At 62.1% G+C, this 21,578-nt stretch carries 17 protein-coding genes; 8 read left to right on the forward strand and 9 right to left on the reverse strand.

Annotated features, from left to right (window positions below):
* Positions 1 to 109: 109 nt before the first annotated feature.
* A complete protein-coding gene (locus ICL81_RS07285; protein ID WP_188034247.1) occupies positions 110 to 4,003 on the reverse strand; it encodes a DNA-directed RNA polymerase subunit beta' in 3,894 nt (1,297 codons plus the stop codon).
* Between the two features lie 35 nt (positions 4,004 to 4,038).
* Entirely contained in the window at positions 4,039 to 7,536 is a 3,498-nt protein-coding gene (locus ICL81_RS07290) for a DNA-directed RNA polymerase subunit beta (protein ID WP_188034248.1), read from the reverse strand.
* A gap of 260 nt (positions 7,537 to 7,796) precedes the next feature.
* Between ICL81_RS07290 and ICL81_RS07295 the strand changes: the two genes are divergently transcribed.
* Genes ICL81_RS07295 through ICL81_RS07305 form a run of 3 tightly spaced genes read left to right on the forward strand, consistent with a single transcriptional unit; the run spans position 7,797 to position 9,918 of the window.
* On the forward strand, positions 7,797 to 8,510 hold the full coding sequence (locus tag ICL81_RS07295) for a phosphatase PAP2 family protein (protein ID WP_188034249.1): 714 nt from the start codon (positions 7,797 to 7,799) through the stop codon (positions 8,508 to 8,510).
* On the forward strand, positions 8,507 to 9,364 hold the full coding sequence (locus tag ICL81_RS07300) for a spermidine synthase (protein ID WP_188034250.1): 858 nt from the start codon (positions 8,507 to 8,509) through the stop codon (positions 9,362 to 9,364). Before ICL81_RS07295 ends, ICL81_RS07300 begins: the two co-directional genes overlap by 4 nt.
* A complete protein-coding gene (locus ICL81_RS07305; protein ID WP_188034251.1) occupies positions 9,364 to 9,918 on the forward strand; it encodes a SprT-like domain-containing protein in 555 nt (184 codons plus the stop codon). Before ICL81_RS07300 ends, ICL81_RS07305 begins: the two co-directional genes overlap by 1 nt.
* 400 nt (positions 9,919 to 10,318) lie before the next feature.
* Here ICL81_RS07305 and ICL81_RS07310 read toward each other — a convergent pair whose 3' ends face one another.
* Positions 10,319 to 10,897 (reverse strand): DUF4916 domain-containing protein, encoded by a 579-nt coding sequence (locus ICL81_RS07310; protein ID WP_188034252.1) that lies wholly within the window; start codon positions 10,895 to 10,897, stop codon positions 10,319 to 10,321.
* Positions 10,898 to 10,945: 48 nt separating this feature from the next.
* On the opposite strand from ICL81_RS07310, the gene ICL81_RS07315 reads away from it, so the two are divergent.
* The gene (locus ICL81_RS07315) at positions 10,946 to 11,386 is read left to right on the forward strand and encodes an NUDIX domain-containing protein (protein WP_353055461.1); all 441 of its coding nucleotides are present in this window, start codon (positions 10,946 to 10,948) and stop codon (positions 11,384 to 11,386) included.
* Complete coding sequence (locus tag ICL81_RS07320; RefSeq protein WP_215394765.1) at positions 11,383 to 12,048, forward strand: lysophospholipid acyltransferase family protein; 666 nt, start codon at positions 11,383 to 11,385, stop codon at positions 12,046 to 12,048. The genes ICL81_RS07315 and ICL81_RS07320 overlap by 4 nt, the downstream gene beginning before the upstream one ends.
* Positions 12,049 to 12,307: 259 nt before the next feature.
* On the opposite strand, the gene ICL81_RS07325 is transcribed toward ICL81_RS07320, so the two are convergent.
* The 6 genes from ICL81_RS07325 to ICL81_RS07350 form a co-directional block, all read right to left on the reverse strand.
* Entirely contained in the window at positions 12,308 to 13,288 is a 981-nt protein-coding gene (locus tag ICL81_RS07325) for a diaminopimelate dehydrogenase (RefSeq protein WP_188023862.1), read from the reverse strand.
* A 78-nt stretch (positions 13,289 to 13,366) separates the two neighbouring features.
* Positions 13,367 to 14,707: a magnesium transporter gene (gene mgtE / locus ICL81_RS07330; protein WP_188034253.1), complete on the reverse strand. Its 1,341-nt coding sequence runs from the start codon at positions 14,705 to 14,707 to the stop codon at positions 13,367 to 13,369.
* A gap of 199 nt (positions 14,708 to 14,906) precedes the next feature.
* A complete protein-coding gene (locus ICL81_RS07335; protein WP_188034254.1) occupies positions 14,907 to 15,518 on the reverse strand; it encodes a CueP family metal-binding protein in 612 nt (203 codons plus the stop codon).
* A gap of 63 nt (positions 15,519 to 15,581) precedes the next feature.
* Positions 15,582 to 16,580 (reverse strand): FUSC family protein, encoded by a 999-nt coding sequence (locus ICL81_RS07340; RefSeq protein ID WP_188034255.1) that lies wholly within the window; start codon positions 16,578 to 16,580, stop codon positions 15,582 to 15,584.
* Positions 16,581 to 16,696: 116 nt separating this feature from the next.
* On the reverse strand, positions 16,697 to 17,392 hold the full coding sequence (gene hemQ / locus ICL81_RS07345) for a hydrogen peroxide-dependent heme synthase (protein WP_188034256.1): 696 nt from the start codon (positions 17,390 to 17,392) through the stop codon (positions 16,697 to 16,699).
* Between the two features lie 11 nt (positions 17,393 to 17,403).
* A complete protein-coding gene (locus ICL81_RS07350) occupies positions 17,404 to 18,516 on the reverse strand; it encodes a ferrochelatase (protein WP_353055462.1) in 1,113 nt (370 codons plus the stop codon).
* 139 nt (positions 18,517 to 18,655) lie between these two features.
* Here ICL81_RS07350 and ICL81_RS07355 point away from each other — a divergent pair, with 139 nt between their 5' ends.
* The 3 genes from ICL81_RS07355 to ICL81_RS07365 are packed head-to-tail and all read left to right on the forward strand — an operon-like array spanning position 18,656 to position 21,545.
* On the forward strand, positions 18,656 to 19,693 hold the full coding sequence (locus tag ICL81_RS07355) for an iron ABC transporter permease (RefSeq protein WP_188034340.1): 1,038 nt from the start codon (positions 18,656 to 18,658) through the stop codon (positions 19,691 to 19,693).
* Positions 19,690 to 20,514, forward strand: coding sequence for an ABC transporter ATP-binding protein (locus ICL81_RS07360; protein WP_188034258.1), 825 nt, complete (start codon positions 19,690 to 19,692; stop codon positions 20,512 to 20,514). The genes ICL81_RS07355 and ICL81_RS07360 overlap by 4 nt, the downstream gene beginning before the upstream one ends.
* Positions 20,514 to 21,545 carry an ABC transporter substrate-binding protein gene (locus tag ICL81_RS07365; RefSeq protein WP_188034259.1) on the forward strand — a complete coding sequence of 344 codons (1,032 nt, stop codon included), beginning with the start codon at positions 20,514 to 20,516 and terminating at the stop codon, positions 21,543 to 21,545. The genes ICL81_RS07360 and ICL81_RS07365 overlap by 1 nt, the downstream gene beginning before the upstream one ends.
* The last annotated feature ends 33 nt before the right edge of the window (positions 21,546 to 21,578 follow it).

Below are 21,578 nucleotides of genomic sequence, written 5' to 3' on the forward strand. Positions count from 1 at the left end.
ACTCTGACCAACCGGCATTCCGCGATCAGCGCGCCGTAGCGTTACCAAAAAACGAGAACGGCCCCGGTCACTGCGTGCGCAGCGGACCGGGGCCGTCATCTAGAACTTCTTAGCTGAAGTTACCGGGGTTGAACTCGTCAGAGGTGAAGCTGTCGAAATCAACGAACGAGAAATCGTTCTCATCGAACGTGCCCTCGCCAGCGAATACGCGGTTCGGGTAACGTTCTGCCTTTGCCTCTTCAGTCGGCTCAACGTCGACATCGCGGTAGGTGCTCAGGCCGGTACCAGCCGGGATGAGCTTACCGATGATGACGTTCTCCTTCAGGCCGACGAGCGGATCCTTCGATCCCTCCATCGCTGCCTGGGTGAGGACGCGAGTGGTCTCCTGGAACGAAGCAGCCGACAGCCACGACTCGGTTGCGAGCGACGCCTTGGTGATACCCATGACCTCGGGACGTGCGGTAGCCGCACGCTTGCCCTCGATGAGCGCCTCGCGGTTGATGCGCTGGTAGCTTGCACGGTCAACGAGCGCTCCAGGGAGGAGCTCGGTGTCGCCGTGATCGACGACGGTGACCTTGCGGAGCATCTGGCGAACGATGACCTCGATGTGCTTATCGTGGATCGGCACGCCCTGCGAACGGTAGACGCCCTGAACACCCTCAACGAGGTACTTCTGGACCGCACGCTCACCGGGGATGTGCTTGCCGTTCTGGGTCGAACCAACCTGCAGGATGTCCTTGGGGTCAAGGGTACCTGCGAGGAACGGCTGGCCGAGCTCGACGTGATCGCCGTCTGCAACGAGCAGGGTTGCACGCTTCAGAACGGGGTATGCCTTGACCTCGGTGCCATCGTCAGGAGTGAGCAGTACGCGACGCGACTTCTCGGTGTCCTCGATAGCGATGCGGCCTGCAGCCTCTGCGATCGGCGATGCACCCTTGGGGGTACGTGCCTCGAAGAGCTCTTGGACACGGGGCAGACCCTGGGTGATATCTGCTGCCGATGCCGAACCACCGGTGTGGAACGTACGCATGGTCAGCTGAGTACCGGGCTCGCCAATCGACTGTGCAGCGATAATGCCGACTGCCTCGCCGATGTCGACGCGCTGACCGGTCGCAAGCGAACGGCCGTAGCAGGTTGCACAAACGCCAACTGCCGACTCACAGGTCAGAACCGAACGTACCTTAATCTCGGTGACGCCAGCTGCAACGAGCTGCTCGATTGCGACGTCGCCCACGTCCGAGCCACCTGCGAGGACGACAGCGCCGTCTTCTGCAAGTGCATCGGTTGCAAGGGTACGTGCGTAGACCGAGTTCTCAACGTTCTCGTCACGGACGAGGACGCCGTTTGCGTCTGCCTCTGCGATTGCGAGGTCGAGACCCTTCTTCGTGCCACAGTCTTCTTCGCGGATGATGACATCCTGCGAAACGTCGACGAGACGACGGGTCAGGTAGCCCGAGTCAGCGGTACGGAGAGCGGTATCAGCAAGACCCTTACGTGCACCGTGGGTCGCGATGAAGTACTCCGCAACCGACAGGCCCTCACGGTACGAGTTGATAATCGGGCGAGGAATAATCTCACCCTTCGGGTTCGACACCAGGCCACGCATACCCGCGATGTTACGGATCTGCAGCCAGTTACCACGTGCACCCGACGAGACCATGCGGAAGACCGTGTTGTCCTCGGGGAATGCGTCGCGCATTGCCTGAGCAACCTCATCGGTAGCCTCGGTCCAGATGTCGGTGAGTGCCTTGTGACGGTCAGCGTTGCTGATCATACCGAGGTCGTAGTCGCGCTGAACCTTTGCGGCGCGCTTCTCGTGACCTGCGATAATCTCTGCCTTGTTCGACGGCGTGATGACGTCAGACAGTGCAACGGTGACACCCGAGCGCGATGCCCAGTGGAAGCCTGCATCCTTGATGCGGTCCAGAGTCGCGGCAACCTCGGTCTTGGGGTAGCGCTCAGCGAGGTCATTCACGAGACCCGAGAGTGCGCCCTTGTCAGCAACGCGCTCGAAGTACGGGTAGTTCGCGGGAAGGGCCTCATTGAAGATCGCACGACCAAGCGTGGTCTCAACCAAGGTCGGCTTCTCCATAGTCACGCCCGACGCATCGGTGTAACCGATGAGGCGGAGCTTGACGGGAGCGCCGAGGTCGAGGGTGCCCTCGTCCATAGCAAGGATTGCCTCGGAGATGGTACCGAACGCACGACCAGCGCCCACAGCCTTCGGCTTGAGGGTGGTGAGGTGGTGCAGACCGATGATCATATCCTGCGAAGGCAGAGCAACCGGACGGCCGTCCGAAGGCTTCAGGATGTTGTTCGATGCAAGCATGAGGACGCGTGCCTCAGCCTGTGCCTCTACCGAGAGGGGCAGGTGAACAGCCATCTGGTCACCGTCGAAGTCAGCGTTGAACGCTGCACACACGAGCGGGTGAAGCTGGATTGCCTTGCCCTCAACGAGCTGCGGCTCGAACGCCTGGATGCCGAGGCGGTGCAGGGTCGGTGCGCGGTTCAGCAGAACCGGACGCTCGCGGATGATCTCCTCGAGTACGTCCCAGACCTCCGAGCGCGCGCGCTCGACCATACGCTTTGCAGCCTTGACGTTCTGTGCGTGTGACAGATCCATCAGGCGCTTGATCACGAACGGCTTGAAGAGCTCGAGTGCCATCTGCTTGGGCAGACCACACTGGTGCAGCTTCAGCTGCGGGCCAACGACAATAACCGAACGGCCCGAGTAGTCAACTCGCTTGCCGAGCAGGTTCTGACGGAAACGACCCTGCTTGCCCTTGAGCATGTCCGAAAGCGACTTGAGCGCACGGTTACCGGTACCGGTAACGGGGCGACCACGACGGCCGTTATCGAACAGTGCGTCAACGGCTTCCTGAAGCATGCGCTTCTCGTTGTTCACGATGATCTCGGGAGCACCGAGGTCAAGGAGGCGGCGCAGACGGTTGTTGCGGTTGATCACGCGGCGGTACAGATCGTTGAGATCCGAGGTCGCGAAGCGGCCACCGTCAAGCTGCACCATCGGACGCAGCTCGGGCGGGATAACCGGGACGACGTCGAGCACCATTGCAGCGGGGCTTGCGCCAGTCTGCAGGAACGAGTTGACAACCTTCAGGCGCTTGATGGCGCGGATCTTCTTCTGACCCTTGCCCTCAGCGATCTGGAGGTGGAGCAGCTCGCTCTCAGCGGCGAGGTCGAATGCTTCAAGGCGCTTCTTGATTGCTTCTGCACCCATGAAAGCGTCGAAGTAATCGCCGTAGCGGTCCATGAGCTCGATGAAGACAGCGTCTTCAGCGCGGAGATCGCCAACCTTGAGGTTGCGGAACTCTTCCCAGACGCGCTCAAGGCGAGCGATGTCCTCGTCGAAGCCCTTACGGATAAGGGTCATGTCCTTCTCAGCCGACTGCTCGGCGCGACGGCGCTGATCAGCCTTCGCACCCTCAGCTTCGAGTGCTGCAAGGTCAGTCTCCGACTGCTGCATACGCTTCGAGATAGCAATATCGCGCTGATCTGCGAGTGTACGCAGCTCGTCGCGAAGCTCTGCCTCGAGCTCTGCAAGGTCTTCGTGACGGCCCTCTTCATCGATATCGATGACCATGTACGCAGCGAAGTAGATGACCTTCTCGAGGTCCTTCGGAGCCATGTCGAGGAGGTAACCGAGACGACTCGGAACACCCTTGAAGTACCAAATGTGGGTAACAGGAGCTGCAAGCTCGATGTGCCCCATGCGCTCACGACGAACGCTCGACTTGGTGACCTCTACGCCACAACGCTCACAAACGATGCCCTTGTAACGGACACGCTTGTACTTGCCACACGCGCATTCCCAGTCACGCGAAGGACCGAAGATCTGCTCACCGAACAGACCGTCCTTCTCGGGCTTCAGGGTGCGGTAGTTGATGGTCTCAGGCTTCTTGACCTCGCCGTGGGACCAGCTGCGGATGTCGTCGGCGGTCGCCAGACGGATCTGCAGTTCATTGAAACTCGTACCTTCGAGCAAAGTTGTTCTCCTTGGTAGCTTTTGTCTGGCCCGGCTTAGATCTCGTCGACAGACGAGGTCTCGAAGCGGGATGAAAGGTTAATGCCGAGCTCTTCCGCGGTGCGGTGAGCCTCATCGTCGTTGTCACGGAGGCTGACGACCTGGCCGTCAGCACCGAGTACCTCAACGTTCAGGCAGAGCGACTGCATCTCCTTCATGAGAACGCGGAACGACTCGGGCACGCCCGGCTCCGGAATGTTCTCACCACGGACAATCGCCTCGTAGACCTTGACGCGACCGAGGATGTCATCCGACTTGACGGTCAGGAGCTCCTGGAGGGCGTATGCAGCACCGTATGCCTCAAGTGCCCACACCTCCATCTCACCGAATCGCTGGCCACCGAACTGCGCCTTACCACCGAGCGGCTGCTGGGTGATCATCGAGTACGGACCGGTCGAACGAGCGTGAATCTTGTCGTCGACGAGGTGGTGCAGCTTCAGGATGTACATGTAGCCGACCGAGATCGGGTACGGGTACGGCTCGCCCGAACGACCATCGAACAGACGGGTCTTACCGGTCGAGTCGATGAGGCGAACGCCATCACGCGTGGGAAGGGTCGAGTCGAGGAGTCCTGCGATCTCGGCCTCCGAAGCGCCATCGAACACGGGGGTCGCAACCTTGGTGTTCGGAGCAGCTTCGCGTGCCTCTTCCGAGAGCTTTGCAGCCCACTCAGGCATGCCGTCGATCTTCCAACCCTGCTTGGCGATCCAGCCGAGGTGAACCTCGAGGACCTGGCCGAAGTTCATTCGACCCGGGATACCGAGCGGGTTGAGGATAACGTCAACCGGGGTGCCGTCTTCCAGGAAGGGCATGTCCTCGATCGGGAGGATCTTCGAGATGACACCCTTGTTGCCGTGACGGCCTGCAAGCTTGTCGCCCTCGGTGATCTTACGCTTCTGAGCGATGTAGACAACCACGCGCTGGTTGACGCCCGAGCCGAGCTCGTCGTCGTTATCAGCGTCGAATACCTTCACCGCGGTGACGGTACCTGCAACACCGTGCGGAACCTTCAGCGAGGTATCGCGAACCTCACGGCTCTTCTCGTTGAAGATCGCGCGAAGCAGGCGCTCCTCAGCGCTGAGCTCGGTCTCGCCCTTCGGGGTGACCTTACCGACGAGGATGTCGCCGGGGCTGACCTCAGCACCGATGCGGATGATGCCGCGCTCGTCGAGATCCTTCAGCGACTCCATGCTTGCGTTGGGGAGGTCACGGGTGATCTCTTCCTTACCAAGCTTCGTGTCACGAGCATCGATGTCGTACTCTTCGATGTGGATCGACGAGAGGGTGTCGTCCTTCACCAGGTTCTGGCTCAGGATGATCGCGTCCTCGAAGTTGTGGCCTTCCCACGGCATGAACGCTACGAGGAGGTTCTTGCCGAGTGCGAGCTCACCGTTCTCGGTTGCCGGGCCATCAGCGATGACCGAGCCAACCTCGACGCGTTCGCCAGCCTTGACGATCACGCGGTGGTTGTAGTTCGTGCCCTGGTTCGAACGGTCGAACTTACGCATACGGTAAGTCTTCGATCCGCCCTCATCGTTGATGACAGTGACGGCGTCAGCCGAAACGTCCTCAACGACGCCAGCCTGGAGCGCGGTGATCACGTCACCAGCATCGATGGCTGCGTAGCCCTCCATACCGGTACCAACGATCGGCGACTCGCTGCGAAGCAGCGGGACAGCCTGACGCTGCATGTTCGCGCCCATGAGTGCGCGGTTCGCATCATCGTGCTCGAGGAACGGAATCAGCGACGTAGCGACCGAGACCATCTGGCGCGGCGAAACGTCCATGTAGTGAACGCGAGCTGCGTCAACGAGCACAACCTCGGAGCCACGGGGGCGAGCGAGGACCTGCTCCTCAGCGAAGCGGCCGTCCTCGGTGAGGGGTGCGCCTGCCTGAGCGATGAGGAACTCGTCCTCTTCGTGTGCGGTGAGGTAATCGACCTGGTCGGTGACCTTGCCGTCAACGATGCGACGGTACGGGGTCTCGATGAAGCCGAAAGCGTTGATGCGCGCGAAGGTTGCGAGTGCACCAATCAGACCAATGTTCGGGCCCTCAGGAGTCTCAATCGGGCACATACGGCCGTAGTGCGACGGGTGAACGTCTCGAACCTCAACACCTGCGCGGTCACGCGACAGACCACCGGGGCCAAGTGCCGACAGACGGCGCTTGTTGGTGAGGCCTGCGAGGGGGTTGTTCTGGTCCATGAACTGCGACAGCTGCGAAGTTCCGAAGAACTCCTTGATAGCTGCGAGCACGGGACGCGTGTTGATCAGCGTGTTCGGCGTGATCGCTTCGATGTCCTGCGTGGTCATACGCTCGCGAACAACGCGCTCCATACGGCTCAGGCCGGTACGGACCTGGTTCTGGATGAGCTCGCCGACAGCGCGAACGCGACGGTTACCGAAGTGATCGATGTCGTCGGTGTCGAGGCGGTTGTCGAAGACTTCGCCCTCACGGACGCCGGGAAGGGTTTCGGTGCCTGCGTGCAGACCAACAAGGTACTTGATGGTGCTGACGATGTCTTCAAGCGAGAGTACCGAGTCGGTAATCGGTGCGTCGATGCCGAGCTTACGGTTGATCTTGTAACGACCAACCTTCGCGAGGTCGTAACGCTTTGAGTTGAAGTAGCTGTTGTCGAGCAGTGCGCGTGCGGCCTCGATAGCAACCTGCTCGCCCGGACGCTGCTTGCGGTAGATGTCCTTGAGGGCATCTTCCTGCGTGACGATGTCTTTGTTGTCCTTCGCAAGCGTCTCGGTGATCGAGTCGTAGCCTGCGAACTCTTCCAGGATCTCTTCGGCAGACATGCCAAGAGCCTTGAGGAAGACGGTGACCGACTGCTTGCGCTTACGGTCGATACGCACGCCAACCTGGTCGCGCTTATCGATCTCGAACTCGAGCCATGCACCACGGCTCGGGATCACACGTGCAGTAAAGACGTCCTTGTCACTGGTCTTTTCGGGCGTGCGCTCGAAGTAGACACCAGGGCTACGGACGAGCTGCGAAACAATAACGCGCTCGGTGCCGTTGATAATGAAGGTGCCCTTGTCGGTCATGATGGGGAAATCACCCATGTAGACCGTCTGGCTCTTCAGAACCTGAGTCTCGGTGTTGTAGAAAGCAGCCTCGACGTAGAGGGGTGCGGAGTAGGTCTTGCCTCGCTCCTTGCACTCTTCAATCGTGAACTTCTTCTCATCGAGAATCGGGTTCTCGAACGAGAGCTGCATAGTGCCTGCGTTGTCCTCGATAGGCGAGATCTCTTCAAAGATCTCTTCGAGGCCACTGCGGAGCGCGACGTCGTCGCGCCCTTCGGCCTGTGCTTCAACGAGGCGTGTCTTCCACGCTTCGTTGCCGACGAGCCAGTCAAAGCTCTCGAGCTGCAGTGCCAGCAGATTAGGCACCGACAGCGTGTCGGAAATCTTGGCGAAGGACAGACGCGTGTGATTGCGTCCATTCTTCGGATTGGTGGATGACGATGCGTTGCGCGCAGCAGCCAAGGAAGTACCTCCGTGAGCCCCGTCGGGCCGGTTGACCTGGTCTTGCGAGAAATGCAACGGAATCACTCGTTCGGGGCTATTTGCGCGTAAAGCGCCAACTCCCGGAACCTCCCACTATATGAAGGCACACTGGTGTCCGTAGTGCAAACAACGAGTTTATCACCAGAAATTTCACTTGTCTACCGAATGTGTGTATATTGACCTGATCACTTTCCGGCTCAATCCGGGTGTTCCAAAGGTTTGCCGAGTATCGTTCCAGGATGTCAAGCGTTCAAGATCCGCGCCCCGCAATATCGCTCCCCCGTGCCGCTTCCCGCGATCCGCGGCCATTTCCGCGCGCGGCATTGCCCATCGCGGTCGCCGCAATTGCGCTTGTCTGCGGCTTCGGCGCCTACCTGTTGATTGGCGGATCGGGCCCAACCCCGGTCGACGACTGGTGGTTGTCCGTGACAACCATTGACGCGTCCAGCCCTGCTGCCGCGCTGGCAAGGTTCCTTGCGATCGTGGGCGGTTCGACGGGTGTCATTATTCTCGGCGCCGTGCTGATCGTACTGCTGTGGGTGTTTCGGCAGCGACGATCCGCGCTCATGTTGGCGACTGCGCTCCTACTCGGGGTAGCCATGTCAGAGGTATTGAAGCGGATCTTCGAGCGCGCGCGACCAGGCGATCAGCTGTTCCCGACGACCGGATTCTCGTACCCCTCAGGACATTCGATGGGCGCGGCAACGCTTGCGATCTCACTCGCGATTATCGTCACGTGCTTCATCGGGGCGAGCCGCAGCGTGCTCGCAGTCACCTGGTTCGTCGCCGGCGCATGGGTCGTGCTGATGATGTGGAGTCGTGCCGCACTGCACGCGCACTGGCTCACCGACACCCTCGGTGGCATGCTGCTCGGCTTCGCAGCCGCGCTACTTGCGGGCTGGCTGTGGTCCGATTCTGGGGTTCTCGGCCGCCGCAATATGGTTGAGGGATGAAGCTTCCGGATCCTGTCACGCTGAGTTCAGGGCTCACCGCCGCAATTGAAGAGGACGAGTGGGTCCCGGGCGCGGTGCAACTTGTCGTTGACGGTACCCCGCAGTCGCACGTGAACCTGCGAGACCCGGCTGACCTGTTCTATGAATACATTCGGCGGATCGGCCACGTCATCGATCTGTTCAAGCCGAGCGGCCAGCCCATCTCGGCGTTGCATCTCGGCGGTGGCGCATTCACTCTTCCGCGCTACGTCGAGGCAACTCGACCGGGAAGCCGACAGCAGATCATCGAGCTCGAGGGCGCGCTCGTCGACCTCGTGCGCGAGGCTGCTCCCCTGCCGCAGCGGGCAAGCATCCGCGTGCGTCGCGGTGACGCGCGTGCCATGCTCGCAAAGCTGCCAGCAGGTATGCAGGGCGCGATGGATCTCATCGTCGTCGATGTGTTTGCTGGCGCCCAAACGCCCGCGCACATTTCGAGCGTCGAGTTCTATGACGCGCTGAAACCGTTCCTCGCACCCGGTGGTGTGGTCGTTGTGAACGCCGCAGACGGTGCTGGTCTGCCGTTTGTGCGCGGCCAGGCAGCGACGCTCGCCGATCGGTTCTCGGTCGTGGCTGCGATCGCTGAGCCGCAGGTGCTCAAGGGTCGACGTTTCGGCAATGTCGTATTTGTCGCTTCTGATGGCTCGCCTGACCTATCGCCCGGCCTGGAATGGCTGCCTCGCCTGCTTGCCGGCGGCCCGTTCCCCGCGAGCATGCTCGTCGGCCCCGAGTTCGCCGCGCTTGCTGCCAAGGCGAAAGTTGTCACTGACGCGACGGCCTTCGACTCCCCCGCGCCACCCGAGGGTATCTTCGGCTAATGGCGTTGCTGGCTGAGGTTCGCGCGCTGGCCGAGGCACTCATCGCGGAGCACCTCGGGGTGCGCGGTGGTGCTGGTTCTGGTGCTGGCGCTGGTTCAGGCCTTGGCGGCGTGCGCGGGTTGATCGGGCGTCTGGGATCCCGGACACCAGCCGCAGTTCCCCCCGCGGCACCATGGACTTTCGATTTCGACCGCGCGAAACGACGTGCGGGGTTGTGTAATTTCACCGATCGGCGGATCACCGTCTCCCGATACCTCGCCGAGAAGTACGAGCTGGAAGAGGTGCGGCAGATTCTGCTGCACGAGGTCGCGCACGCTTTGGTCGGCCCTGACGTCGGACATGGCCCACAATGGCGATCTACTGCCGCGTCGATTGGGTACACAGGTGGCCGGACGCACGACGGTGAGATCGCGCACGAGCAAGCGCCCTGGGTGGGGCAGTGCCCTGCGGGGCATGAGTTCTTCCGGTTCAGAAAGCCAACGCGACCCTCGTCATGCACCAAGTGCGCAAGTGGGTATTCACCCGAGCACGGGATTCGCTGGCGGCGACGATAGTCTGCGCTGTCGGTGACACGTCGCCAGTTTCCCGTCAATCCCGCGAAACCCGCTTCGTCTGCCAACCCCGCCAAACTGACCGTTTCTGCCGAAACTTGCCGTTTCACACGTATGAAAGGGCTGTTCTCGGGAGAAACGGTCGATCTCGTGGGGCTTGGGGCGACAACACGCTTAAGCGCGTGCCACGGCGCTCCAGAGCGGCTCAATGCAACGCCAACGCGGCTCAGGTTGTGAGACAACCGTGCGGCCGCAGGCCGCGCCCTTTCCATAAGAGAGCGGCGCAGCATGCGCCACGTAGTCGTCTCCTTCGCCTAACCATTGTGGTTGGCGGATCCTACGCAGCGGCCCGGGCGCAGTAATGCTTCGGTGCGGAGAAGGCTTGGACCGCGCCGACCACCGCCTACCACCCGACGGTAGCGAGCGCCTGTCGCACGAGATTGCCACGACCGCCTGGCAGGTCGGCAAACGTCGCATCAGAAATTGCCTCGGCCGGCGAAAGCCAAGCGATCTCGAGCGCGTCCTGCCGGGGCTCACACGAGCCCGTCACCGGAACCACATAGACGAGTGACACGGCGTGCTGACGCTCGTCAACGTAACGCGAGATACCCGGCATCGGGAAGTACTCGGCAATCTGCGCGGGAACAAGCGCAGTTGGAATCTGCGGGAACGCCATCGGACCGAGGTCGTTTTCGAGGTGGCGGAAGAGTGCCTCACGAATTGTCTCACCGTAGCGCACGCGGCCCGAGACGAGCGCGTGACCGAGCCGCCCTTCAGGGGTACTTCGCAGGAGCAGCCCAACTTCGGTGACGTTGCCATAGCCGTCGAGTCGCACGGGCAACGCCTCAACATAGAGCATCGGCATGCGACCACGCACGAACGCGAGCTCAGCCTCATTTAGCCAGCCGGGATTCTCCATACTGCGCGGAGCACGCTCCGGTTCAGTCGGTTCCTCAGGACGGTCTGCGGTGTCAATCGCCATGGCCCCATTCTGCCAGGGACCTCTGCCAAGCACAGCTATCATTTACGGGTGGCTGCGAACAATACTCAGGGAACCGAACAGATCATCCGCGTGAGTGCGGTGGTGATGCGCAATTCTGCAGGCAACGTCTTGCACGTGCGTAAGCGGGGAACCGACATGTTCATGCTTCCCGGAGGTAAGCCAGAGGCGGGCGAAACCGCTGACGTGACTGCCGTGCGTGAGATTGCTGAGGAGCTCGGATTCGAGCTCGATGCCGCAAGTCTGATTCCGCTCGGTGTGTATCGATCCGCCGCCGCAAACGAAGCTGGCTTCATCGTCGAAGCAGCCGTGTTCGTGGCTCCCGCGGTGCCAGGGGTTGAGGATGCGGCACCACAGGCTGAGATCGAGGCGGTCGATTGGATCGCGCCGACCAGTACGCGTGCCGACGTTGCCCCGCTCAATCACGACCACGTGTTTCCCGCGTTGCTCGCACAGGACAACGCCGCGTGACAGACCCCAAGCCTGGCATCGTATTCACAATCGGCCGTGCGGTGCTGCGTCCGGTGCTTGCGCTTGGGTTCCGCCCACACATCACCGGGCGTGAAAATGTGCCAGAATCTGGCCCCGTATTGCTTGTGAGCAACCATCTTTCCGGGTTCGATACGATCCTCATCCCATCGTTTGCGCCGCGCAAGGTGCAGTTCCTCGCGAAGGCCTCTCTCTTTTCGAGCGCGCTTGGTCGCTGGTTTTTTACGCGGATCGGCGCCATCCCCGTCTATCGAGAGGCGTCATCGGCTGCTCAGGCTGCGCTTGATTCAGGGCGTCGGGTACTCGCAGCGGGCAATGTATTTGCCGTGTTCCCCGAGGGGAGTCGCTCACGCGATGGTCGTCTCTACCGCGGAAAGCCTGGCGCTGCCTGGCTCGCCCTTGAGACCGGTGCGGCCGTGGTGCCTGTTGGCCTCATCGGCACCAGCAGGAAAGTAACCGGTCGCCGTTGGCCCAGGGGCCGTGCTCAGATCAAGTATGGGCAGCCGCTCGATTTCTCCGCTCTCGCGGCTTTGCCCGGTGGCAGAGCACGCCGTGAGGCGACAGAGCAGATCATGTGCGCGATCCAGGCATTAACTGGGCAGGAGCGCACGGATGCCCACGCGTCAGGCGCGGTCGGGGCTTAGCCCTCGGGCGCATGCCCGGCCCATTGGATATGGCCGACCGGCCACAGGCCGGCCCATGCTTTCCACCTGGCGGAGGCATTGAATGGTGCGCGTTGCGCGCCACTTACGATCTGCAGCGCTTCGCACGGGCAACCAGCGGCGCCAACCCCGCGAGATGGGTCCGTTCACACGAAAAGGCCCCTTTCATACGCATGAAAGGGGCCTTTTCGGTAGAAACCCTCGGTTTCGAGGGGTTGAGCGCTAAATTAAGCGCGAGAAGTTACAGGATTTCAGCGCGCAGCTGCTCTGCCGACTTCGGCGAAAGCAGGCCAGGAGCGATGTCGAACGGCGTCTTCGCACCGGTATCGCCCTGCGCAGCGAGACGAGCTGCCGCACGTGCATAAGCCACGAGCACGCTTGAGGTGAACTCGGGGTTCGAGTCGAGTGCAAGCTTGTACTCAATAGTGTGGTTGACGCCCTCTGACGACTCACCGCTGCGAATCACGAAGCCACCGTGGGGCATGCCCTGGTGATCGCGTGCCAGCTCTTCAGCCGAGATGAAGTTCACGGTCGTGTCGTACGGCTCGAAGTAGTCGGGCATCGTGACGATCTCGTTGCGAACTGCCTCAGCGTCTGCACCCTCTGCGAGTACTACGAAGCACTCGCGGGTGTGCTGCTCACGAGTGGTGAGCTCGGGCTGCTCGCCCGAACGCACGCGCTCGATTGCCGACTCTGCGGGAAGGGTGTACTGCACAGCACCAACGACACCCTCGATGCGGCGAAGCGCATCGGAGTGGCCCTGGCTGAGGCCACGACCCCAGAACGTGTAGGTCGAGCCCTGGGGCAGGATTGCCTCACCGTAGAGACGGTTGATCGAGAACAGCCCCGGATCCCAGCCGGTCGAGATGATCGCGATCGTGCCTGCTGCGGTTGCAGCAGCGTCTACGGCTGCGAAGTGCTCGGGAACCTTGGGGTGGGTGTCAAAGCTGTCAACAATGGTGAATCGTGCAGCGAGCTCTGGGCTCTGCACGGGCAGGTCGCTGCGCGAGCCGCCGCAAAGGATAAGGACATCGATCTCGTCTGCGTGTGCATCGAGGTCTGCAAGAGCGTATGCGGGAGCTCCCGCCGTCTTCACTTCTAATGGATCGCGGCGTGAGAACACGCCGACAAGCTGGAGGTCAGGGCTCAGTGCGATCGCCTTTTCGACGCCGCGTCCGAGGTTGCCGTAGCCAACAATTCCGATACCGATAGGAGTGGTCATGCGAATCATCATATGATGTTTTTGCGTTGCGACACGCGGGCTTTACGTCATATGACGCGCATTGCACATCAGACCCATTTACCCGAGTCCCAGCACTGAAATGGCGACGGTGAAGTAAATCATCAGGCCACTCGCATCGCAGAACGTCGAGATGAACGGCGTCGAGAAGACCGCCGGATCCACCTTGCACGCACGCGCTACCAGCGGGATTATGCCACCAACCGTCGCCGCAATCGGCAGGTTGATAATGATCGTCAAACCGATGACGATACCAATCGGTACCTCATACACGAGGCTCGCAACGGTGAATGCCAGCACCGCGAGAATTGCACCGAGCATCAGGCCGGTTCGTACTTCCTTGAACGCGACGCGAGCTGCGTCGCGCAGCCGTACCTCGCCCATCGCAAGCGCGCGGGTCACGGTTGTCGCAGCCTGCGAGCCGGTGTTGCCACCGATGCCCGTCAGCAGCGGAATGAAGAGCGCGAGCGCCACCTGCTGTTCGAGTGTTGCTTCGTACAGTTCAAGCACGTTGACCGTAAGGACAGCCGATATCGCGAGCACGAGCAGCCATACGATTCGCGACCGCGCGATCTTGCGCACTGGGGTCAAAAGGTAGGGGCGACGAAGCGGCTCACTCGCACCTGCGCGCGCCTGGTCCTCTGCGACGGCTTCCTTGTCAATCTTCGCCGCATCGGTGATGGGCAGCAGGCCAACGAGGCGGTGCTCACTATCCACGACGGGTGCGAGCAGATCGCCAGAGTCGAGGAGCTGTCGTGACGCCTGCTCGACGTCTTCGTTCGTGGTCGCCACGATTGGATCGACGTGCATAATGTCGGTGACAATCGTGTCTGGAGCGGACCGCCACACATCAGCGGGATCAAGTGTGCCGAGAAGAATGCGGTCTCGGGTAATCACAGGGATCGCCGCGAAGTCTGCAATGTGAACGTCTTCGGCATTAATTCGCGTGGCGAGCGAAGCAACGGTGTCGTCTGCATACGCGCGCACGCGAGTCGGTGACATGTGACGTCCGACCGATCCAGCGGGATACCCGAGGAGGGCCATCACGGGCCCACGTTCCGTGACATCAATCGATGACACGAGGCGCTTCGCTACGCGTGCTGGCAGTTCATCGAGCAGGCGCGCCTGTTCGTCGGGGTCGATCGTGGCGAACACCTCGGTGATCGCGCCGTGACCCAGTTCGTCGACAAGATCGGCCTGCGTTGCAGTGTCGAGGCTGTCGAAAACGGGGGCAGCGTCGCCTTTATGGAGAAGACGGAAAACGATTGCTGCCTCATTGGTTGGCAGCGCGTCAATAACTTCGACTACCTCAGCGGTGTCGAGGGTGTGCAGAGTCTCGGCGAGACCTTGGAGGTCGCCTGCCTGCAGTGGTTCGCGGATCTGGTTCTGAAAGTCGACCATGTCGGCACCTTCTGGCTTCACGCACCACACTATGGTGCGGACGGATATCTGAGAGCACGCCTCAAGTCACCTATTCCAGGGGTGCGGCGCGCTATACCGTCCTGGAGGTGCGGTGAGATCGACTGAGCGGATCGCCCATCATGCACCTCCTGCCGTGTTTCACAGCGAGCCAGCGAATCTGACTCCAGAAAAGCCTATGTTACCCGATTTGTAGCGTGGTGAGGCACGTTGGGTCTTCAGGACCAGTGGTGACGACCTGCGTGCCCGTCTTCCCGTCTGCGGTTACGGTGACCTCGTATTCGTTTCCACTCTCAAGCCAGACGCCGGTGAATCCGTTGTCAGCGAGCGTGCGAGCACCGTCAACAACGTGCTCCCCCGTTGCCGTATTCGTGATCTGCAATGTCACGTCCGCGCCGCGCATCTCACCGACACAGGTGGTGAGGCTGTGGAAGGTGCAGGGATGCGTCTGCTCAACGTACGGCGCGATCGAGAGATAGAACTGGCCCTCGGGAATTGCCAAGTTGTGCGCGGTCGATTCGCCTGGCTGCAGCTGCAGTTCCGTTGGTGTCACGGAGGCGATGAGGTTGCTCGGTCGCTCTGCGAGCGGGAGCGCATCGAGCGCATCGATAATCTGGCGCGGATTCGTCGTCGAGATACCGAGATCTGACAGCACCGTGGCTGGCACTGCAGCCCCGGTCACCTCGACCGCGCCACCGCTGGTGTCCGATGCCCCGTCACCCGAGGTGCAACCAGTCACAGCCAGCACGGTCGCAAGAGCGAGAGCAGAAACAACCCCAAAGCGCACAGTCATGTGGCCATCATCCCAAGCCAAACGTCAAGGTTGGCTGTGAGTTGAGTGGGCGCGGATCCGCCTCTACTCCGCGGGGACGACCGGAGCAGCGAAGCGATCCGCCTTGGCCTTGCTGAATGGGTCGAAGATCCAGCTCACAGCAAGGGCGATGCCAGCCGCAACGAGGCCGGCGATGACGCGTTCACCCGCAAGAACGTACCCGGGAAGCTCCGAGCTCGACGTCAGCAAAATTGCTGGCGTAAGGAACGCAACGAACAGCGCATAGTTGCCCATGTTGATGTAGGCCAGGCCGAGAATGCCACAGATGGCAGCCGCTGCCGTCTGCGCCGGCTCGGGCGCAAACATCATGAGGGCGGCAAAGAGCGCACCCGCGATCGTGCCGAACATGCGCTGGTGCACGCGCGAGACGCGGTTGTCAAAACCGACCGAGAGAATCATGCAGAAGGTGAGCAGCGTCCATTCGGTGAACGTTTTACCAACGAGCTGACCGAGCAGCAGGATGAGCACGGAGCCGGAGGCAAACATGAAGCCGTACCACAAGCGCTGGTGCGTGCTTGTGGGCTGTTCGAGCTTGCCGCTCTTTTGCGGGTTCAGCCAGCCAACCAACAACATGACCGAAGCGCCAGCGATCGAACCGACGATGACGTGCCAGAGCTCCATCGAGCCGGTCGCACCGATGCCCGCGAACACCACAAAGTTCACCGGCGAACGGCTGAGTGAGGCAATCTCACCAATGCGGAACATGCCCTGCACGATGCACACCAGCATCACGCCGATGAGCATGGGCCAGAAGCCAAGCCCACCGATCAGGAAGCCGGCGACTGCGACGGCGACAGCCCAGCAGGCAGAAAGCACGCGAGTCTTCAACACGAAGGTGCGCACCGGGGAGAGGAGGAACAGCATCGCGAGGTACCCAGCGCGAGCGGTATTGGGGCCGATGACCACATTCAGCAGACCGAGCACCACGATTGCGGCAATCGCGAGCGCTACGGCGCCAAGGATTGCAGCCTTCGTGAGGCGGAAGGAGAATCCGTCAGGCTTCTTTGTGATCAAGTCATTCACATCCCCATGCTATCCGTGCAGATGGCAGCTCACAGGGCGGATCAGTGGAATTTCTGTGTGTCGCATGTGACACGCCTGGAGCTCCCCCGATCCGCCCTGTGAGATAGACGGACTGGCTAGCCGAGTGCGCGAGTAAGCAGCACCTCGGCCGCTACGCGCGGCCCCGTGAAGAACGGGGTCTCTTCGCGCACGTGGCGCCGCGCCTCGGTGGCACGCAAGTCACGCATGAGGTCAACAATGCGCAGCAGGTCGTTCGCTTCAAATGCAAGCAACCACTCGTAGTCACCGAGCGCGAACGACGAAACCGTATTCGCCAGCACATCTGTGTAATCGCGCGCCGCCGCACCGTGCTCGCGAAGCATCTGGCTGCGCTCGGCCTCTGGCAGCAGGTACCAGTCATAGCTGCGCACGAAGGGGTACACGCAGACGTAGTCACCTGGCGTCTCGCCCGCGAGGAACGCGGGGATGTGGCTACGGTTGAACTCCGCGGTGCGATGCACGCCGATGTTCGACCAGACGGGCGAGAGTCGCCCCTCTGACCCCTCAATGACGGCACGATAGCCGGCCTGGAGCGCTTCGGAAGTGGGCGCGTGGAACCAGACCATGATGTCTGCGTCTGCGCGGAACCCCGAGATGTCATACCAGCCACGAACCTCGAGGCCGTTAACGGCTGCGATCCGCGCCTCAATCTCGGCGATTGCGGCTGGAGCGTCGTCAACGGGCGCAACCAGTCGATCTTCTGCGAAGACCGCAAACATGGTGTAGTTCACTGCGTCATTGACGCTTTCGGCGATTGCTGAGTGGTCGATCATGGTGGATCTCCTTAATCCTCTGGTCCTGCAAGTACCGGTTTGCCGGTTACTTCGTTGTGGCGCATGCGGCAGCTTCCTGGAGGTGCCACATCTGGCAGCGCCGCGAGCTCACCGAGCGTGCGGGACGTGACGTCCTCGCCACGTTCGCGGGCGGCGCGTTCGAGCACGAGATCAACGAGGCCGGCAACGAAGGGGGCGCGCACGCCGGCGGTGTCTGCACGAACCGCGTGAATGCCAAGCTCCTCAGCGGTTTCTAGCGCCTCGGTGTCGAGGTCGTAGACGACCTCCATGTGATCTGAGATAAAGCCGATGGGCGCGAGAACCACCTTTGTGACGCCGGCAGCCGCGAGCGCTTCCAGATGATCGTTCACATCGGGTTCGAGCCACGGGGTCCGCGGATCGCCAGAGCGCGAGCAGTACGCGAGTGAGGAATCAAAGGTGGGAGCGGTCGCACCCGCGAGGAGCGCATCGATCGTGGCTCGCACATCCTCGTGCTGTTCGCGGTAGCCGGGGCCGGTGGCCGCCGAGGCATCTTGCATGGTGTCAGGGATCGAGTGAGTGACGTACACAATGTGCGCGCCAGCAAGCTCACCAGGCAGCTTCGCTGCCGCCTCGCGAATCGCATCTGCGTTCGCAGTCACAAACCCCGGGTCATTAAAGAATGGGCGCACAATATCGATTTCGGGAGCGATGTCGCCGAGCGCGGCGACGTCTGCCGCGAGGTGCTCGCGGTACTGGCGGCTGCCCGAGTACGAGGCGTATGCGCTCGTCACAATCGTGAGTACGCGCTTCGCTCCGAAGGCTGCGGCATCGCGCAGGGTGTCAACCGAGTACGGGTGCCAGTTGCGGTTCCCCCAGACGACCGGTAGGTCGATGCCGCGACCAGCAAGCTCTGCCTGCAACGCTGCAACGAGCTCAAGATTCTGTTCGTTGATGGGGCTCTTACCGCCGAAGTGGCCGTAGTGCTCGCCCACCTCCGCGAGACGCTCATCAGGGATCCCCTTACCGACGGTCACATTTCGCAGGAACGGCAACACGTCTTCGGGAGCGTTCGGTCCGCCAAAAGAGCAGAGGAGCACGGCGTCGTAGGGGTGGGCAGCTTTGAGATGAGATTTGTCAGTCACAACTCTGACGCTATTCTCCCCAACCTGAACATCTGATGTGAAACATCGGACGTGATAGGTCTGACGTGGAACTATAGTGATTGCCGTTCGGCCAAACGGCCGGCTCCATCCCTTCGTCAGGAGCTCAATCGTGACCCGCATGCGCCATCCCGTGCTGTGGACGACCGTCATCGGCGTGGTTGTCCTGGCCGCGGTCGCACTCGTCTCGCTCATGCTCGGCACGGTTCGACTCACGCCAGCAGAGACGCTGGGCGCGCTGTTCTCCGGGTTCGGCGGATCAGCACCCCAAGGCGCCGAGGCCACCGGTCGTGCTGCCGCGCAGGCACAGGCGGTCGTGTGGTCGATCCGCCTCCCCCGCATCGTGGTCGCGATGCTCGTGGGTGCCGCACTCGCGGTTGTGGGTACGGTCATGCAGGCGATTCTGCGCAACCCGCTCGCCGAACCTGGCATCACGGGCGTCTCCGCGGGTGCAGCGGTCGGCGCGGTTGCCGGCATCACGCTTGGCTTCTCTGGCAAGAGCCAATGGGGCGTCCCACTTTCTGCGTTCGCGGGGGCCGCAATCGTCGCACTCATTCTGCTCGGCGTCTTGCGTGCGCGGCGCGATCTCCGCCCCGGCACCATCATTCTCGTTGGTGTCTCACTCAGCGCGCTGGCCGGCGCAATCATCAGCATCCTCATCGCTAACGCGCACGATGACGCACTCGTACGGAGTGCCATGTTCTGGCTCTCGGGCGATCTCGAACTCCGACGCTGGGATCATGTCGCGCTCGCGATCGTTCCCATCGTCCTCGGTGTCGGCTACCTCCTCACCCGGCTACGGGCTCTCGATGCGCTCGCGCTCGGCGAAGAAATCGCGGCTACCTCCGGCATCAACGTGAACCGAGAGCGCACGATCCTGCTGCTCGTCGCCGCACTCGTCACCGGTGCCGCAGTTGCGGTGAGCGGAATCATCAGCTTCGTCGGCCTCATCGTGCCGCACTTCCTGCGTCTCATCGTCGGTGCCGCGCACGCCAGGCTTCTCCCCCTCACGGCGCTCGGTGGCGCACTGTTCCTGGTCGTCGCAGACACCCTGGCGCGCACCGCGTTCGGTTCGGTCGTCGTGCAGACCGGCGTTGTTGCCGCGCTCGCTGGCGCACCAGTCTTCCTGTTCATGCTCCTGCGAAAGAGCCGCTCATGACGACCGAATCACTCACACTCACCGATTTCGGCGCGATGCGGGGCGGGCGCTCGCTGGCGGATCCGCTCACCGTGCGCATCGAACCAGGCGCTATCCTCGGCCTGGTCGGCCCGAACGGTGTCGGCAAGTCGTCCTTGCTCGGCGCGATCGCCCGCACCGGCATCGCCTCATACGGCACGGCCACCTATGGCGATGCCGACCTCGCGCGCGTACCTGCGCGAGAGCGAGCGAAGCTCATCGCTCTCATGGCACAAGACCACGGCGCACCTGGCGAACTGCGCGTCCGCGAGCTCGTCGCGGTGGGCGCGTGGGCGTCAGCCCGCAAGTATCCGAGCATGGCGGTCGAGCGTGCGCTCGACCAGGCAGGTATCGCTCACCTCGCAGATCGCCCCTACGCCGGACTCTCCGGAGGCCAGCGCCAGCTCGTCCAGTTTGCACGCGTGCTCGCCCAGCAGACCCCCATCGTCGTACTCGACGAGCCTACGAGCGCACTCGATCTCTTCCACCAGGGCGCGGTCGAGCGCATCATGCGCGATCTCGGAGCAGAGGGGCGGATCGTGATCGCCGCCATCCACGACCTCAGCCTCGCACTGAACGCGTGCACGGACGTCCTGCTCCTCCACCCTGGCGGCGTCGCGCATCACGGCCCGCCGCAGGAGGCGCTGCATCCGGAGCGTGTGTATGACGCGTACGGCGTGCACACCGAGATTCACACAACTGACCAGGGCAGGCACGTGCTTGCGACGGCAGATCCGTACGGGGCTGATCCGCGCCCCGAAGACACACACCCCGGCGTCACGCCGCACCGAAAGGACCAGTAATGCACCTCAACCGGACTCTCTCAGCCACGGCACTCGCGGCCGCGTGCCTCGTCGCCCTGACCGGGTGCGGCGCGGGTGGCGGATCGGACGCTACCGAGGACGCCGCGTCGGTAGCACCGGCCGAGGCTGCCGCGAGCTGGCCACGCACGATTGAAATTCCCGCTGGCTTGCACGGTGGCGAGGCAACGTCGATCACGATCGAGACCGAGCCGCAGGCGATCGCCGCGCTTGATTACGAGAGCGCTGAGGCGATCGCTGAACTGGGTCTCGCCGACCACCTCGTACTGATCCCCGAAGCCGTACTCAACCCGACACTTGGAAGCCACGTCAAGGAACTCAGTGCGGTGCCTGCGACCTTCCCCGTCGCAATGAGCCTTGATCCGGAGACCGTCATTGCGGCGGCGCCCGACCTCGTCATTTCGAGCCCACGCCACGGCATGGACGACACCATCGGCGAGACGCTCGCGCAAGCCGGCATTCAGTCGATGCAGCTGCCGACATCATGGACGAGTGTCGCCACCCTCACCCAGAATGTCGACCTCATCGGGCAGGCGGTCGGGGCGGATGACGCCGCAGACAAGCTCATCACCGAGCTGGAAAAGGGACTCGTGGCTACGGGATCCGCCGCCAAGTCGTCTGATCCTAAGAACAGCGAGACGCCAGGCGTGCTGGTGCTCACCAACCAGGCCGGCCGCGCTTTCATCACCGCAGGCGAGGCGTACCCACTCGAGCTCCTCGAGCTCGCTGGCGGCCACAGCGTGAGTGCGGATCTTGGCATGCGCGCCACCGGCCCCATCACCACTGAGCAGGTGGTTGAGGCAAATCCCGCAGGCATCGTACTCGTCGATATGAACGGTTCTGGCGATCGCCTGTTCCAGGATCTGCTCGCGAACGAAGCGGTCGCGGCGTTGCCGGCTGCCGCGGATGACAAGATCCTGCGCGTTACTGGGCACGAGGTCCAGGCACTCGGCTTGAACTCGACCATCGACGGGCTTGCAAAGCTCTCGACCTGGGTAGCCACGCTGGGCTAACGGGCAACTTTGGGACGCGATCGGTACACTCAA

Origin of the sequence: Leucobacter sp. cx-328 (assembly GCF_014530035.1) — a bacterium.
Taxonomy (GTDB): domain Bacteria; phylum Actinomycetota; class Actinomycetes; order Actinomycetales; family Microbacteriaceae; genus Leucobacter.